The organism is Kitasatospora sp. NPDC058444, assembly GCF_042721415.1.
Lineage (GTDB): Bacteria > Actinomycetota > Actinomycetes > Streptomycetales > Streptomycetaceae > Kitasatospora.
Genome location: NZ_JBHXLL010000043.1, coordinates 63,055 through 78,844, shown reverse-complemented (window position 1 = coordinate 78,844; position 15,790 = coordinate 63,055). Strand labels below are relative to the sequence as shown.

Sequence of the window (15,790 nt, the reverse complement as noted above, 5' to 3'; positions counted from 1 at the left end):
TGAGCCGGCACAAGAACTTCGGGGTGCGGACCTTCCAGGCGGAGGACGAGATCGCGGGGATCGGTGCGGCGCTGGGGGCGGCGTTCGGCGGGGCGTTGGGGGTGACGACGACGTCGGGGCCGGGTGTGGCGTTGAAGTCGGAGACGATCGGGCTGGCGGTGTCGCTGGAGCTGCCGCTGCTGGTGGTGGACATCCAGCGCGGCGGGCCGTCGACGGGGTTGCCGACGAAGACGGAGCAGGCGGACCTGCTGCAGGCGATGTTCGGGCGCAACGGTGAGGCGCCGGTGCCGATCGTGGCTCCGGCCACGCCGGCGGAGTGCTTCGACGCGGCGCTGGAGGCGGCCCGTATCGCGGTCACCTACCGCACGCCGGTGTTCCTGCTCTCCGACGGCTACCTGGCGAACGGCTCGGAGCCGTGGCGGATCCCGGAGGTCGGTGAACTGCCGCGGATCGACCCGGACTTCGCGGCCGGGCCCAACCGGGAGGACGGCGCGTTCTGGCCGTACCTGCGCGATCCGCGCACGCTCGCCCGGCCGTGGGCGGTGCCCGGAACACCCGGCCTGGAACACCGCATCGGCGGGATCGAGAAGCAGGACGGCACCGGCAACATCTCCTACGACCCCGCCAACCACGACTTCATGGTCCGCACCCGCCAGGCCAAGATCGACGGCATCACCGTCAAGCCGGTCGAGGTCGACGACCCCACCGGCGACGCCCGCGTCCTGGTCCTGGGCTGGGGCTCCACCTACGGACCGATCACCGCGGCCGTGCGCCGGGTACGCGCCGACGGCGGCGAGATCGCCCAGGCCCACCTGCGCAACCTCAACCCCTTCCCCGCCAACCTCGGCCAGCTGCTGCGCAGTTACGAGAAGGTGATCGTGCCGGAGATGAACCTGGGGCAGCTGGCGTTGTTGTTGCGGGCGAAGTACCTGGTGGACGCGGAGTCGTACAACCAGGTCCGCGGTCTGCCGTTCAAGGCGGCGCAGTTGGCGGATGTGCTGTGGGCCGCGATCGGCACCCTGGACGAGGAGGACCACCGATGACCGAGCACGCCTTCCCTTCACTGCGCCTGGTGCCCAAGGCCGATGCGCCGCAGAGCGCCCGCGACTTCAAGACCGACCAGGAGGCACGCTGGTGCCCCGGCTGCGGCGACTACGCGATCCTCGCCGCCGTCCAGTCCTTCATGCCCGAACTCGGCATCAAGCGTGAGAACACCGTCTTCGTGTCGGGGATCGGCTGCTCGTCGCGGTTCCCGTACTACATGAACACCTACGGGGTGCACTCGATCCACGGTCGGGCGCCGGCGATCGCGACGGGGCTGGCCACCGCGCGGCGGGACCTGAGCGTGTGGGTGGTCACCGGTGACGGCGACGCGCTGTCGATCGGCGGCAACCACCTGATCCACGCGCTGCGGCGGAACGTCAACCTGAAGATCCTGCTGTTCAACAACCGTATCTACGGGCTGACGAAGGGGCAGTACTCGCCCACCAGCGAGGTCGGCAAGGTCACGAAGTCGACGCCGATGGGGTCGCTGGACGCGCCGTTCAACCCGCTGTCGCTGGCGATCGGTGCGGAGGCGAGCTTCGTGGCGCGCACGATCGACTCCGACCGTCAGCACCTCCAGTCGGTGCTGCGGGCGGCCGCGGAGCACGAGGGCACGGCGCTGGTGGAGATCTACCAGAACTGCAACATCTTCAACGACGGCGCGTTCGAGGTCCTGAAGGACCCGGGCAGCCGGGACGAGGCGCTGGTCCGCCTGGAGCACGGCAAGCCGATCCGTTTCGGGGCCGATCTGGCCAGCGGTGTCTTCCGCGGCCCGGACGGCGAGCTGTTCACCGCCCCGGTCACCGCCGGCAACGAGGCCCAGGTGCTGGTCCACGACGCCCACACGGCCAACCCGACCACCGCCTTCGCGCTCTCCCGCATCGCCGACGCCGACACCCTCCACCACACCCCGATCGGCGTCCTGCGCAGCGTCCGACGCCCGGTCTACGACGAGCTGATGACGGACCAGCTGACCACCGCCACCGACCAGCACGGCGAAGGCGACCTGGCTACACTGCTCACGGGCAAGGACACCTGGACGGTTCAGGCCTCCTGATGAGCCAAGCGACCAGGACGCACGCGCCGGCGACCGTCGCGGGTGAGGGCTCGGTCCGGAGCCCTCACCCCCACGACCCCGAGGTCCGTGTCATGACCGCACAACCGCTCACCACCGCTCCCGCCGACCGGTCCCTCCTGTCGGTGGCCCGCCACTGCCTGGTCGAGTCCCGACCGGTCGTCCAGGTCGTCTTCCTGATGCGGTTCCTGGTGGGTGTCGTCTGCGGGGTGGTCGGCGCCGACGACTGGTCGGGGAGCGGCGTCCTGCTCGGTGGGCTGGCCATGACCTGCGCGGTCATGGCGGCCTACCTGCTGAACGGCGTGATGGACATCGCCGAGGACCGGGCGAACGGCTCGCGGCGCCCGATCGCCCGCGGTGCCCTGCCCGTCCGGACGGCGGTCGCCGGGGTGTGGGTCCTGTCCGGTGCCGCCCTGGGGCTGTCGATCCTGGTGCCGGGGGAGTTCTGGTTCATCGTGCTCTCCCTCTTCCTGGGGTACGCCTACTCAGTGCCGCCGCTGGCCGCGAAGCGGCGCACCGCGACCAGCGCGGCCGCGGTGATCACGATGGGGGCCTCCAGCTACCTGTCGGGCGCGGTCTCCGCCGGCGGCGCGATCGCGGAGGGGCCGCTGATGTTCTGCGGCCTGCTGGCCCTGTGGATGGGGTTCGTGGGCGCCGTCACCAAGGATCTCGGCGACATCGCCGGTGACCGGGAGGCGGGCCGCCGCACCATCGCCGTGGTGTACGGCGAGCGGGCGGCCCGGCTGTTCGCCGCGGTCTCGGCCGTCGCCCTGGGGACGGCCGGGCTGCTGCTCGGGCTGCGCACCGAACCCGGGCTGCTGGCCGGCGCGTTGCCGCTGGCCCTCGGGGCCGGCTGGGTCGCGGTGCGCTGCCTGTGGCCGGACACGGACCAGGCCCGCGGCCCGTACCGGGCGTTCATGGTCACCCAGTACGCGGCGAACGCGGGCCTGGCCCTCGGTCTGCTCGTCGGGAAGTGATTCCGATCCGCTGCTCACCGACCGATCAGTCGCGCGGACTGGGCCTTGTTGACGGCGTCGAGCCGGGTGGTCGCTTCCAGCTTGGCGAAGATGTTCCGCAGGTGTCGCTTGACCGTGCCCTCGGTGATGCCGAGCCGGCGCCCGATCTGCCGGTTGCTCATGGCCTCGGCCACACAGGTGAGCACCTCCAGCTCGCGCGAGGTGAGGAGGTTCTGCGCCTCGGACGGATCGGCCGGGAGCGGCGGTCGGGGAGCGGTGGTCCGCTGCGGGGTGAACAGGGTGGTGCCCCCGGCGACGGCGCTGCGCACCGCGGCGAGCAGCACCTCCCGGGTGGCCGACTTGTGGAGGTAGCCGAAGGCTCCCTCGGAGAGCAGGGCGTGGACGAGATCACCGTCGTCGTGCATGGTCAGGACGACGACGCGGGTGTCCGGGACGGCGGTCCTGAGCTGCCGCACGGTCTCGATCGGGCCCGGTCCGGGCATCTCCAGGTCGAGCAGGATGACGTCGGGCCGCAGTTCGATCGCCCGCTGGACGGTCATCGGGCCGTCGCCCGCCTCGCCCACCACGGTGATGTCGGACTCACGGGTCAGCAGGTTGCACAGGGCGGTTCGGAGCAGGACGTGGTCGTCGGCCGCGAGGACGCGGACCTGGGTTTCACTCATGAAATGTATTCACCGGATCGGTCGACCGCCGGCAACGGTATTCGGAACTCGATTCTGGTGCCCCTTCCGTTGATGTTGGAGACCGACAGGGTGCCGCCCATGGCGGTGGTCCGCTCGCGCATGGAGACCATGCCGTTGCCGCTCTGGAACTTCGCCGCGGACAGGTCGATGCCCTTGCCGTTGTCGGTGACCCGGGTGTCGAGCACGCCCTCGCCGAGGTTCACCTCGACGTCGATGCGGGTGGCACCCGAATGCCGGTAGGCGTTGCGCAGGCATTCCCGGATGATCAGGAAGACCTCGTCGTGCTGGAGCGCGGTCAGCTCCGCGGTGCCTCCCTCGACGTGGATGTCCACCACCGTCCCGGTCGGGCAGGACAGTTCGACGTAGTCCAGCAGCCGCTTGTGGAAGCTGGTGCGGCTGCGCGGCGCGCGCAGACCGTTCACCAGCTCGCGGACGAACCCGAAGGTGTCCTGGAGTGCGGCCTTGGCCTCCTCGATCCGGGCGGGACCGGGTTCCGGGTCGTCCGCCTCCGCCTCGTGGAGTTCGAGGAGGCGCATGGCCAGGCCGAGGCTGCTGCCGATCCGGTCGTGGATCTCCCGGGCCAGCCGGGCCCGCTCGGCGGAGTTGATCCGGTTGACCCCGCGCATCAGGAAGGCGTCGTAGCCGATCAGGGCGGCCTGGACCCGGCTGTGGACGCTCTGGTGCAGGGCCCGCACGGCACGCCGCGTCCGGACGAGTGCCACGTCGTCCGGCAGGCAGGCCATCAGTTCCGGCAGTGCGTCGAGGACGACGTCGGTGAGGATCTGGGCGGCCCGGAGCGACTCCATGGCGGGGATGTGCTGGAGCGCGCGACGGGCGCCGAGCTCCAACGACGAGAACTCGGCGTCGAATTGTTCGGGGAGTTCGGCGCGGGGACCGTGGATGGCCCTGATGCAGTCGGCGATGATCTCACGCGCCTGCTGCTCGCACTCCGGCCACACGGTCTCCTCGAGGACCAGGAGACTGCCGGCGGAGCGCAGTGCCTCCGCGTAGGCCGCGATGGCCGAGTCGACGACCTTCTCCAGCCCGCAGGGATCGGATGTCGAGACCTTGGCAACCATTCTGCTTCCCCCCATTCGTCCACGACCGACGCTCCGCTTGCCCCGGCCACGACCGACCATGCAGCGTCGATCATATGCACAATGACGTCGCTGTCTGTCAACTGGGTGTAACGGATACGGGCATTTGACGACTGGGGGCGTCCGCTCCGATCGCGGACGAACCACCTCTGAGGGCGGATGACTTCGGAGAGTAGTTGCGGAGTCATGCTCCGTCACCGTCACTCTCCGGAGTCGAGTGCCTCCCACCGGCGGTGCGAACCGTCCGTGACCACGCGGCCGAACAGTACGTCGGCGAAGTGACCGCCGAAGCCCAGCGTGTCCGGAGCGGACAGCTCCCGGAGGATCCGCAGCCGGGAGTCCACCGAGACGTCCCGGGCGGAGTCCACCAGGACCCGCCACTCCGGACGCTCCACCTGCACGGCGCTGTGCAGGGCGTCACCGATGACGACGAGCCGTCGCCCGCCGGACGAGATGATGTACGAGGTGTGGCCGAGCGTGTGGCCGGGAGTGTTCCAGGCCCGGACGCCCGGGAAGATCTCCTGGCCGTCCGACGCGCCGACCGCGTTCTGCTGTAGGTGACGAGCGGCGGCGGCGGACGGCGCACCGTGCCAACCACGCCACTCCGTCGCGGAGGTGACGAACCGTGCGGAGCCGAAGAGCAGCCCCGATCCGGTGCTGTCGGGGGCGAAGGCCCAGCCCACGTGGTCCTCGTGGAGATGGGTGAACGCCACGGTGTCGACGGCCTCGGGAGCCAGGCCGTGCGCGGCCAGGCCCGCCGGCAGCCGTCCGCCCTCCTCCGCACCGAGGAAGGGGTAGCTGTCGGCCGGCGCCGTGCGGCGCGGCCCGTAGCCGGTGTCGATCAGCAGCGCCCGACCCCGGTGTTCGACCAGGAGGCTGCCGACCGAGGCGACCAGGTAGCCGTCCCGGTCGAGGTGCTCGCCGTGCCGCTGCCAGTCGCCACCGCCGGTCTCCGGGAACCAGGCACGTGGAATCAACTGGACGAATCCGTCCGGGAGATAGGTCAGCCGGTGCTCACCGAATTCGAGGGTGCGGGTGGGGGAGATACGGCGGAGCCGCTCGCCCCTCTCCGCCTCCGCGGCGGTCGGGGACGGGGCTGACTGCTGCGGGTACGGCGCGTCTTCGACCACGTCGATCACCGTAGACGGATTGCCACCCACATTCAACGTTCCGCGACTGCGGCGGCGGTCACATGCCGCGGCGGCGAACCGCCGACCACGTGGTGCTTCGTCAACTTCCGGTGCCGCGGGGCTGAAGGGGAGGGGCCGGGGTGCCGGCGCGGCGGCTCGTCGAGGCCGACCTCGTGGTGGCCGGACTCCCTGCGGTCTCGATCACCTCCTCCGGCGGACGGGCGATCCGGGCCGCCGGCCCCTCCGCCGCTCCGCGAGAGGGACTCTGACGGTGCGAAAGTCTGATGCCACGTCATCAGCGAGGGGGCGTTCGCGAGTCCGATCGGCGAAACGGAAAGCGATGCGTGGCGGACCGGAGGGGACAGATTTCGGTCCGAACTTAACGAACGAAAGAAATGACCCAAGTCCTCCCGGCCGAATTCGTCTTGGGTCGATGAATCGAATCCGCCGACCGGCCCGAAGCCGGTGCCGAAACCGTCGGTCCGGTGAATTCCGCGCGTTGGCACGGGCTTTGCCCGTCGGGGGGGCTGCCTTGACCCCGCCCGGGTCGGGGTGCCGCGACCTCGCCAGGGTCGGGGTGCCGCGGGCAGGGGCGGTAGGTGGTCGGCAGGGGTTGAGGCCCCGGCCGACCGCGGCGAGGCTGGTGCCCGGGCCCGATCGCGACGGAGGCGCCGGGACGTCGGGGCGGGCGGTGGGCGGATGGGTGCGGGGCGGCAGGGGAGGGGGTGGCGCCCGGCGCGCTGTGCGGGCCGGACCGGGACGCCGGTGTGCGGTTCAGCCCGCGCGGTAGCGGTGGTGCGTCTGGTCGTGCGGAGGGGAGATCAGCGCGGCGGCGATCGCCTTGTTGACCGCGTCGATCCGGGAGACCGCGCCCAGCTTGGCGAAGATGTTGCGCAGGTGGCGCTTGACGGTGGCCTCGGAGATCACCAGCCGGGTGGAGATCTGGCCGTTGCTCAGCGCCCGTGCGACCAGCTCCAGGATCTCCAGCTCCCGGGCCGACAGCACGTTCTCCGTGATGCCCTGCATCTGGGCCAGGCTGTCGCGGGAGACGGCCAGGACCATCCGGTCCGAGCCGCGGTGGACGCTGCGGATCGCCGCGAGCAGCTCCTCGCCGCACACGCTCTTCAGCAGGTAGCCCCGGATGCCGGCGTTGATGAGCCGCCGCAGCAGCTGCGGGCCGTCGTACATGGACAGCATGATGATCTGCGAGTCCGGCGACAGCGCCCGCATCCTCGTCACCGTGTCGGTGGGTTCGCCGTCGGGGAGTTCGACGTCCAGCAGGACGACGTCCGGCCGGTGCCGGGCGACCTGGGCGATGGCGTCGCCGCTGGTGGCGGCCTCGCTCACCACCATCATGTCGTCCTGCGACTCCAGGATCTCGCGCACCCCCTCGCGGACCAGCGCGTGGTCGTCGACCAGGGCGACGCGGGTGGCGGCGGCCACGGGGTCAGCAGCTCTGGCGTCGCGCGGGTTCATCGAGGAGCCGTCCTTTGAGAGGTATCGAGAGATCCACCCTGGTGCCGTTGCTCGGACGGCCGTTGACCAGCAGCCGGCCGCCGAGCAGCTCGGCCCGTTCGCGCATCGAGGACAGCCCGACCCCGGCGTCGGCCGGCCGCTCCTGCGGCAGGCCGCAGCCGTCGTCCTCCACCGAGGCCCGGAGCTCGCCGGGGGTGATCTCGACGTTCACCAGCAGCACGGAGGCCCGGGCGTGGCGCAGGGCGTTGCGGACGCCTTCACGGAGGATCAGGAACACCTCGTCGAGGGCTTCCGGCGAGGCCCAGGCCTCGTTCCCGTTCACCCGGAGCCGGACCGAGACGTCCTCGGCCCCCAGCGACTCCAGGTCGTTGAGCAGCGCCGTCTCCAGACTCCTCGGCGGCTGGTGGGTGTGCAGGTCGGAGGTGACCGCGCGCAGGTGGTGCATCGACTCCTGGATGGCCTGCTGGGCGGTGGCCAGCTTGACGCTCGCCCGGTCCGGCTGCTTGTCCAGGTACATCCGGTAGAGCTCCAGCTGGCGGTGGGTCACGCTCATCCCGTACCCGATCCGGTCGTGGAGCTCGCGGGCGATCCGGCGCCGCTCGTCGAGCTGGGCCTCGTGGATCTTGTCGACGAGTAACCCGGTGTACGCGGCCACCGACTCGCGGATGCGCAGGGTGATGCTGCGCTGCAGCGCCAGGGTGATCAGGGTGAAGGTGTCGACCTGCCGGTTCCCCTGGGGGAGGAGGCCGAAGATGGTGGAGAGCGCGGCGTGGAAGAGGACCGAGGAGGCCTGGACGGACTCCCGGGGGTGGACGCCGTTCGCCGCCCGCGTCGCGCCGATGTCCCAGGCCAGCAGCTTGTACCTCTGGTCCACCTCGACCTGCCCCGCGCGCAGGCTGTTGACCACGTCGGCGACGATCTGCGTGGCGTTGGCCAGGGCCTGGCTCAGGGAGACCGGGTGCTGCGCGATGACGCTGTCGGCCGCCCGCAGTTCGGTCTCGTAGGCCTCGAGTATCTCGGGCGTGCGTTGTTCGATCAGGTCCGCCACCTGTTGGCGAGTCGTCAAGGCTGCCTTCTCCAAACCGGTCACGTGCCGGCCCCCGTGTCGCCTTGGCCAAGCGGGGTCAAGATACCAGAACGTGGTGGAAATTCGAGGGCGTCAACATGACCCCTTAACGACTCCCTCACCGGTCGAGCGTGCTCGAATCTTCAACCAACTCGACTAAGTCAACGGTCCGGTCGGAATGGTGGGGTCGAGGACGAATTGGGCGGCGCTCCGCGATCCGCTCCGCCGGGCGGTCGTCGCCGGGGCGGTGCCCGGGCGCGCCGCGGGTGGCACCGGCCGTGGTGGGGGAGTGGCCCCGGGGTGGACCGGCCACTACTCCCTTCGATACCCCCCGGTGATCCCTCCGGTGTGTTTGGGCCGACTGCGGACCTTGGACCGTTGTCCGCGGCTCCGGCGGCTCTCTAGCGTGACGGTGACGGGGCGTCCGCTTTCGACCGGGTACTTCCCGCATGTCCGCAACAACAACAGTACTTCCTGCATGTCCGCAACAAGAACAGTTGTGAGGAACCAGACCGTGAAGGCCGACCAGCTGTCCGGGCGCTACCAGGCGTTCGTTCCGATGACCCTGCCCGACCGCACCTGGCCGGACCGGACCCTCACGGCGCCGCCGCGCTGGCTCTCCACGGACCTGCGGGACGGGAACCAGGCGCTGGCCCGCCCGATGACGCCGGCCCGCAAGCTCGCCATGTTCGACCTCCTGGTGGACCTGGGGTACCGGGAGATCGAGGTCGGCTTCCCGGTCGCGAGCCAGGACGAGCACGACTTCGTCAGGATGCTGATCGAACAGGACCGGATCCCCGACGACGTCCGCATCTCGGTGCTGGTGCCGGCCCGCGACGAGCTGATCGAACGGACCGTGGAGAGCCTGCGCGGCGCCCGCAGCGCCACCGTCCACGTGTACAACGCGACCGCGCCGCTCTTCCGCGACCTCGTCCTCGGGATCAGCCGGCAGGAGTGCGTCGACCTCGCCCTGCGCGGCACCCGCTCGATGATGCGGCACACCGAGCGGATGCTGGCGGGCTGCGAGGTGGGCTACCAGTACTCCCCGGAGCTGTTCAACGAGACCGAGCCGGAGTTCGCGGTCGAGGTCTGCGAGGCGGTGATGGACCTCTGGGAGCCCGGACCGGGCCGCGAGATCGTGCTGAACCTCCCTGCCACGGTGGAACGTTCCATGCCGAACGTGTTCGCCGACCAGATCGAGTGGCTGGACCGCAACCTCTCCCGCCGCGAGCACCGCTGCCTCTCGGTCCACCCGCACAACGACCGGGGCACCGGGGTGGCCGCCACCGAGCTGGCCCTGCTGGCCGGGGCACGGCGGGTCGAGGGCTGCCTGTTCGGCGGCGGGGAACGGGCCGGCAACGTCTGCCTGGTCACCCTCGGCCTCAACCTGCTGACCCAGGGCATCGACCCGGGTATCGACTTCTCCGACCTCGACCGGATCCGCCGGACCGTCGAGCACTGCTCCGGGCTGCCGGTCCCGCCCCGCCACCCCTACGGCGGCGAACTGGTCCACACCGCCTTCTCCGGCTCGCACCAGGACGCCATCAAGAAGGGGTTCGCCGCGCTGGAGGCCGAGGCCCGCGCCGCCGGCGAGAGCCCGCGCGACCGCGCCTGGCGGATGCCGTACCTGCCGATCGACCCCCAGGACCTCGGCCGCGGCTACGAGGCGGTGGTCCGGGTGAACAGCCAGTCCGGCAAGGGCGGCGTGGCCTACGTCATGAGCGCCCGGCACGGCCTGGACCTGCCGCGCGGGCTGCAGATCGAGTTCGCCCGCGTGGTGCAGTCGGCCGTCGAAGCCGCCGGCGCCGAGATCTCCCCCGACCGGATCGGCCGGCTCTTCGAGCAGGAGTACCGCTCCACCGCGGACGACACCAAGCCGCTCGCCGTCCGCCACGCGCCGGTCCTCACCGACCTGTTCATCGACGGCGCCGGCCCCGCCAGCGCGGACGGCGCGGTCCGCGCGCGGGAGGTGGACAGCCTCGGCGCGACCCTGGCGCCGTGGGGCGTCGAGGTCCGGGAGGTCCGGCACACCGGGCCCGAGGGCAAGTCGCCGGACGCGGGGCGGGCGGCCGCCGTCTACGCGCGCTGCGTCTTCCCCGACGGGCCGGCCTGGGGCTTCGGCCGCGGCCCCGGCCTGCACGCCGCCGCGTTCTCCGCGATCCGGGCCGCCGCCGCCCGGGCCGAACGCGGCCCGGCCGGACGCGAGCCGGGCGGCCCCGACCCGGCCGGCCCCGACCTGGCCGAGCAGGGCCGCGCCGGACGACCGGCCTGGGCCGAGCCCGCCGGGGCCCGCGTCCCGGGCCCCGGCCCGGCCTCCGTCGAGCACCCCTGAACACCGTCGAACACCACCCGGTAGGGCCGAGCACCGAGCCGGTCCCCCCTCCCGATGAACGTACGAGAAGAGAGTCAGAGCAATGATGCTGGTCGAACGCGATGAGCAACTGGCCTTCCTGGCCGGTCTGCTGGCCGAGGCGGTCGGGGGCAGGGGACGGATCGCCGTGGTGGACGGCCCGGCGGCCGCCGGTACGAGCGCGCTGCTGGACGAGTTCGTCGAGCAGGCGGCCGAGGCGGGCGTGCTGACGCTGACCGCGGTGGGATCGGCGGACGAGGCCGGCCTGCCGCTCGGCGTGCTGGGCCAGCTGCTGCGCGGGGCGCCGGTGCCGGCCGAGCGGCGGGCCGCCGTCCGCGAGCTGGCCGCCGCCGGCGCGGAGGGGCGGCAGTCGGCCGCCCGGGAGCTCGGCGCACTGCTGCTCGACCTGGCCGAGCGGCAGCCGATCGCGCTGGTGGTGGACGACGTCCAGCACGCCGACCCGGACTCGCTGGCCTGCCTCTCCCACCTGACCCGCCGGCTGGGCCGCTCCCGGATCATGGCCGTGCTCGGCCGCTCCGGCCGGGCCGCCCACCGCACCGCCGAGTTCCACCAGGAGCTGCTGCGCCGCCCCGGCTGCCACAGCCTGGTCCTGCCGCTGCTCACCCCCGGCGGGGTGGACCGGCTGGTCGCCGAGCGCCTGGGCCGGGAGACCGCCGACCGGCTCGCCGCCGAGTACCACCGGATCAGCGGCGGCAACCCGCTGCTGCTCACCGCCCTGCTCGACGACCAGCGCGCGGCGGCGCGGGCCGGCGCCGCCGGGGGCGGGCCGGCCGTCGCCGACGGCTACGCGCGGGCGGTGCGCGACCTGCTGCACCGCGGCGCCCCCGGGCTGCTGACGCTCGCCCAGGCCCTCGCCGTGCTCGGCGCCCCGGACGGGGCCGGCCGGCTGCTCGGCCTGGACGGCACGGAGGCGGCGCGCGGACTGCGCGAGCTGGCGGAGTGCGGCCTGCTGGACGAGGGCGGGTTCCGGCACCGGGCCGCGCGGGCCGCCGTCCTCGACGACACCGGCTCCGAGCGCAGGTCCGAGCTGCACGGCAGGGCCGCGGAGCTGCTGCACGCGAGCGGGGCCGCGGCGGCGGTGACGGCCGAGCACCTGCTGGCCTCGGGGCGGGTCGAGGAGGCCTGGACCGTCCCGGTGCTGGAGGAGGCCGCGATGGCGGCGCTGGCCGAGGGCCGGGTCGGCCAGGCCGTCGAGTACCTGCGGCTGGCGTGCCGGGTCTGTGCGGACGGGCCGCGGCTGGCCCGGATCAGGACCGCCCTGGTCCGCGCCGAGTGGCGGATCAACCCGAGCGTCCCGACGCCGCACCTCGCCGAGCTCACCGATGCCCTGCACCGCGGCCACCTGCGCCCCAGCGACGGCCTGGTGCTCGCCAAGGCCCTGCTGTGGCACGGCCGTTTCGAGGACGCCAGGGACGTGCTGTCCAGGCTCGACCTGGCGAACGGTCCGCACGACCCGGAGACCGCGGCCGAGCTGCGGACCACCCGTCCGTGGCTGCGCTGCTGGTACGCGCCGTTCCTGGACTACGTGCCGTCCGCCGAGGAGGAGCCGGGCCCGCTCCCGGGGCCGTCCACCGCGCACGGCTGGCGGCTGGAGGCGGCCACCGCGCTGGACTCGGTGCTCAGCCGGGGGCCGTCCGAGCAGGTGGTCGCCGAGGCCGAGCGGATCCTGCGCACCTCCCGGCTGGACGAGATGGGGATGGACACCGTCGAGTCGGCGCTGCTCGCGCTGACCTACGGCGAGCGGGCGGACCGGGCCGCGCCCTGGTGCGACGGCCTGATCGAGGAGGCGATCTCCCGCCAGTCCCCGGGCCGCCAGGCGCGGCTGGCGACCATCCGGGCCGAGATCAGCCTGCGGCAGGGCGACCTGCCCGGCGCCGAGCGGCACGCCCGGCAGGCGCTGGAGATCATCCCGGCCGGCGGCTGGGGCGTGGCGGTCGGTGGTTCGCTGGCCAGCCTGCTGACCGCGCTGACCGCGATGGGCCGTTACGAGGAGGCCGCCGACCGGCTCACCGTGCCCGTCCCGGAGGCGATGCTGCAGAGCCGCTACGGCCTCCACTACCTCCAGGCCCGCGGCCGCTACCGGCTGGCCACCGGCCATCTGAACGCGGCGCTCGCGGACTTCCTGGCCTGCGGCGACCTGATGGGCCGGTGGGGGCTGGACGTGCCCGGCCTGATCGCCTGGCGCGGTGACGCCGCGGAGGCGATGCTCCAGCTGGGCGACCGGGAGGAGGCCCGGCGCCTGCTGGAGGAGCAGCTCGCGATGTTCGGCCAGGGCGCGCCGCGGGCGAAGGGGGTGGCGCTGCGTCAGTTCGCGGCCACCTGCGACCTGCGCCAGCGCCCGGCCCCGCTGCGCAAGGCCGCGGACATCCTCCAGGAGGCCGGTGACCGGTACGAGCTGGCCCGGGCGCTCGCCGACCTGGCCAGGACGTACCACGACATGGGCGAGCTGCGCCGGGCCAGGCTCACCGCCCGCCGCGCCTGGATGCTCGCGGAGGAGTGCCAGGCGCAGCCGCTGACCCGCCTGCTGGGCGTGGAGTTCGGCTGGAGCGGCGGCGACCAGTCGGCCCGGGAGAGCGCCCCGGCCACGGCCGACGGGCTGCTCAGTGACGCCGAGTGCAGGGTCGCCGAGCTGGCCTCGCACGGCTACACCAACCGGGAGATCGCCAAGCGGCTGTACGTGACGGTCAGCACCGTGGAGCAGCACCTCACCCGCGCCTACCGGAAGTTGCGGGTCAGCTCCAGGGTCGACCTGCCCACGGCGATGAGCTCGCTGACCCGGGCCGGCTGACCCCCGGAGGGGCGGGGCAGGGGGCCCCGCGCGGACAGGGGGCCCTAAGGGGCGGACCGGGGTGTTCGGGTCGGTCCGCCCCTGCTGGAATGCGTCTGTCAGTCGTCCATGGCCGGAATTTTCCAGAAAGGGGGGCGACATGGCGCTGACCTTGTCAGAGAAGGACGTGTCACCGCTCGCGGAACAGAACAGGGCCCTGCCCCGGATCGTCGGCATCGCCACCGCGAATCCGCCGGATTCCTATGCGCAGAGCGATATTCTCGACATTTTCAAGATAACCGACCAGCGCATTCGGTCGCTCTTCATGAACAGTGCGATCGAGCGCCGGTTCCTCACCCTTCCGCCGGAGGGCCCGGACGGCGAGCGGCGGATGGAGACCCAGGGCGAACTGCTCCGCAAGCACCGCGCGACGGCCGTCGAGATGGGGGCGCGGGCGGTGCGCGAGTGCGTGGCGAACACCGGCCTCGACCTCTCCGACATCGGCTACATCTGCTGCGTCACCACCACCGGTTTCCTCACCCCCGGACTCTCCGCGCACCTGATCAAGGAGCTGGGCCTCGACGTCCGCACCAGCCGGCTCGACGTGGTCGGCATGGGCTGCAACGCCGGGCTCAACGGCCTGACGGCGGTGGCCGGTTGGGCCGCCGCCAACCCCGGGCGGCCGGCCCTGATGGTCTGCGTCGAGGCCTGCTCGGCGGCCTACGTCTTCGACGGCACGATGCGCACCGCGGTGGTCAACAGCCTGTTCGGCGACGGCGCCGCGGCGGTGGTCCTGATGGCCGACCCGCAGGGCCTGCTGGACCTCCCGGGCAGCGGCGTCCGCGCCGAGGGCCCGACCGTCGTCAAGTTCTCCAGCCGGATCATCCCGGAGGCCGTCGACGCGATGCGCTACGACTGGGACGACGACCAGGGCAAGTTCAGCTTCTTCCTGGACCGGGACGTGCCGTACGTGGTCGGCGCGCACGCCGAGCGGGTCGTCGACCGGCTGCTGGAGGACACCGGCCTGCGGCGCAGCGACGTCGCCCACTGGATCGTCCACTCCGGGGGCAAGAAGGTCATCGACTCGGTCCAGATCAACCTCGGACTGACCCGGTACGACGTCCGGCACACCACCGGGGTGCTGCGGGACTACGGAAACCTCTCCAGCGGCTCGTTCCTGTTCTCCTACGAACGGCTGATGGCCGAGGGCCAGGTCCGGCCCGGCGACCACGGCGTCTTCATGACGATGGGCCCCGGATCGACGATCGAGACGGCTCTCGTCCGGTACTGACCGGAATGCACCAGACCCAGCCCGCACTTTCCGAAAGAGGAATTCCCATGTCCGTCAGCGAACTTCTTCCCGAGCGCACCGAGTCGACCGGGCGTCACCTCCTGATCGACTGCTCCGGGCCGCTGACCGAGCAGTCCGTCGGCCAGATCGCCGAGGTCTGCGACGAGCTGGAGGACGCCGACCGGGCGGCCTTCGCCGTGCTGCACATCCAGGGGGTGGCCGACGTCCGCGAGCAGGCCTGGCCCGGCGAGGTCGGCATCCACCTGGTCAACAAGTGGGAGCGCGCGCTGCGCCGCCTGGAGCGCTCCCCGGCCGCCGTCCTCGCGGTCGTGTCCGGCGACTGCTCGGGCCCGGCGCTGGACCTGCTGCTGGCCGCCGACCACCGGATCGCCACGGCGGACACCCGGCTGAGCCCGGCGGTCACCTCCGGCCGACTCTGGCCGGGCATGGCCGTCCACCGCCTGGTCCAGCAGCTGGGCGTCGCCCGCGCCCGCCGCCTGGTGCTGTTCGGGGAGGAGGTCACCGCGGCGGAGGGGGCCGAGCTGGGCCTGTTCGACCGGGTCGTCACCGACCGCGCGGAGATCGGCGCCGCCGTCGAGCACGTCGCCGGGCTGCTCGGCGGCCTGGTCGGCGGGGAGCTGGCGATCCGCCGCCGGCTGCTGCTGGACGCCGTCGCCACCGGGTTCGAGGAGTCGCTCGGCGCCCACCTGGCCGCCTGCGACCGGACGCTCCGCCACCAGGTCGCCGACCGCGCCTGACCCGTTCGGCGCCCGAACCGCCCCAAGCGCTCCAAGCGCTCCAAGCGCCCCAAGC

11 protein-coding genes and 1 pseudogene are annotated in these 15,790 nt (G+C 72.4%); 7 read left to right on the top strand and 5 right to left on the bottom strand.

The window, feature by feature from the left end:
• The 3 genes and pseudogenes from ACFWP2_RS32095 to ACFWP2_RS32085 form a co-directional block, all read left to right on the top strand.
• Window positions 1-1,043: pseudogene (locus ACFWP2_RS32095) on the top strand (2-oxoglutarate ferredoxin oxidoreductase subunit alpha); the annotation flags it as partial.
• Window positions 1,040-2,101 carry a 2-oxoacid:ferredoxin oxidoreductase subunit beta gene (locus ACFWP2_RS32090; protein WP_380458026.1) on the top strand — a complete coding sequence of 354 codons (1,062 nt, stop codon included), beginning with the start codon at window positions 1,040-1,042 and terminating at the stop codon, window positions 2,099-2,101. The pseudogene ACFWP2_RS32095 and the gene ACFWP2_RS32090, both read left to right, overlap by 4 nt.
• 92 nt (window positions 2,102-2,193) lie before the next feature.
• Window positions 2,194-3,096 carry a UbiA prenyltransferase family protein gene (locus ACFWP2_RS32085; RefSeq protein WP_380458024.1) on the top strand — a complete coding sequence of 301 codons (903 nt, stop codon included), beginning with the start codon at window positions 2,194-2,196 and terminating at the stop codon, window positions 3,094-3,096.
• Between the two features lie 14 nt (window positions 3,097-3,110).
• On the opposite strand, the gene ACFWP2_RS32080 is transcribed toward ACFWP2_RS32085, so the two are convergent.
• The 5 genes from ACFWP2_RS32080 to ACFWP2_RS32060 all read right to left on the bottom strand — a co-directional run bounded on the left by ACFWP2_RS32080 (window position 3,111) and on the right by ACFWP2_RS32060 (window position 8,548).
• The gene (locus tag ACFWP2_RS32080) at window positions 3,111-3,758 is read right to left on the bottom strand and encodes a response regulator (RefSeq protein ID WP_380458022.1); all 648 of its coding nucleotides are present in this window, start codon (window positions 3,756-3,758) and stop codon (window positions 3,111-3,113) included.
• A complete protein-coding gene (locus tag ACFWP2_RS32075) occupies window positions 3,755-4,858 on the bottom strand; it encodes a sensor histidine kinase (protein WP_380458020.1) in 1,104 nt (367 codons plus the stop codon). Before ACFWP2_RS32075 ends, ACFWP2_RS32080 begins: the two co-directional genes overlap by 4 nt.
• A 218-nt stretch (window positions 4,859-5,076) precedes the next feature.
• Entirely contained in the window at window positions 5,077-6,006 is a 930-nt protein-coding gene (locus tag ACFWP2_RS32070) for an MBL fold metallo-hydrolase (protein ID WP_380458018.1), read from the bottom strand.
• A gap of 774 nt (window positions 6,007-6,780) precedes the next feature.
• Window positions 6,781-7,482: a response regulator gene (locus tag ACFWP2_RS32065; RefSeq protein WP_380458016.1), complete on the bottom strand. Its 702-nt coding sequence runs from the start codon at window positions 7,480-7,482 to the stop codon at window positions 6,781-6,783.
• Window positions 7,454-8,548: a sensor histidine kinase gene (locus tag ACFWP2_RS32060; protein ID WP_380458013.1), complete on the bottom strand. Its 1,095-nt coding sequence runs from the start codon at window positions 8,546-8,548 to the stop codon at window positions 7,454-7,456. Before ACFWP2_RS32060 ends, ACFWP2_RS32065 begins: the two co-directional genes overlap by 29 nt.
• Window positions 8,549-9,062: 514 nt before the next feature.
• Between ACFWP2_RS32060 and ACFWP2_RS32055 the strand changes: the two genes are divergently transcribed.
• The 4 genes from ACFWP2_RS32055 (at window position 9,063) to dpgB (ending at window position 15,735) form a co-directional block, all read left to right on the top strand.
• Window positions 9,063-10,880 (top strand): 2-isopropylmalate synthase, encoded by a 1,818-nt coding sequence (locus tag ACFWP2_RS32055; RefSeq protein WP_380458011.1) that lies wholly within the window; start codon window positions 9,063-9,065, stop codon window positions 10,878-10,880.
• Between the two features lie 82 nt (window positions 10,881-10,962).
• Window positions 10,963-13,707: an AAA family ATPase gene (locus ACFWP2_RS32050; protein WP_380458009.1), complete on the top strand. Its 2,745-nt coding sequence runs from the start codon at window positions 10,963-10,965 to the stop codon at window positions 13,705-13,707.
• 139 nt (window positions 13,708-13,846) lie between these two features.
• Window positions 13,847-14,977, top strand: coding sequence for a 3,5-dihydroxyphenylacetyl-CoA synthase DpgA (dpgA, locus tag ACFWP2_RS32045; protein WP_380458007.1), 1,131 nt, complete (start codon window positions 13,847-13,849; stop codon window positions 14,975-14,977).
• A 47-nt stretch (window positions 14,978-15,024) separates the two neighbouring features.
• Window positions 15,025-15,735 carry an enoyl-CoA-hydratase DpgB gene (gene dpgB, locus ACFWP2_RS32040; RefSeq protein ID WP_380458005.1) on the top strand — a complete coding sequence of 237 codons (711 nt, stop codon included), beginning with the start codon at window positions 15,025-15,027 and terminating at the stop codon, window positions 15,733-15,735.
• Window positions 15,736-15,790 lie beyond the last annotated feature (55 nt).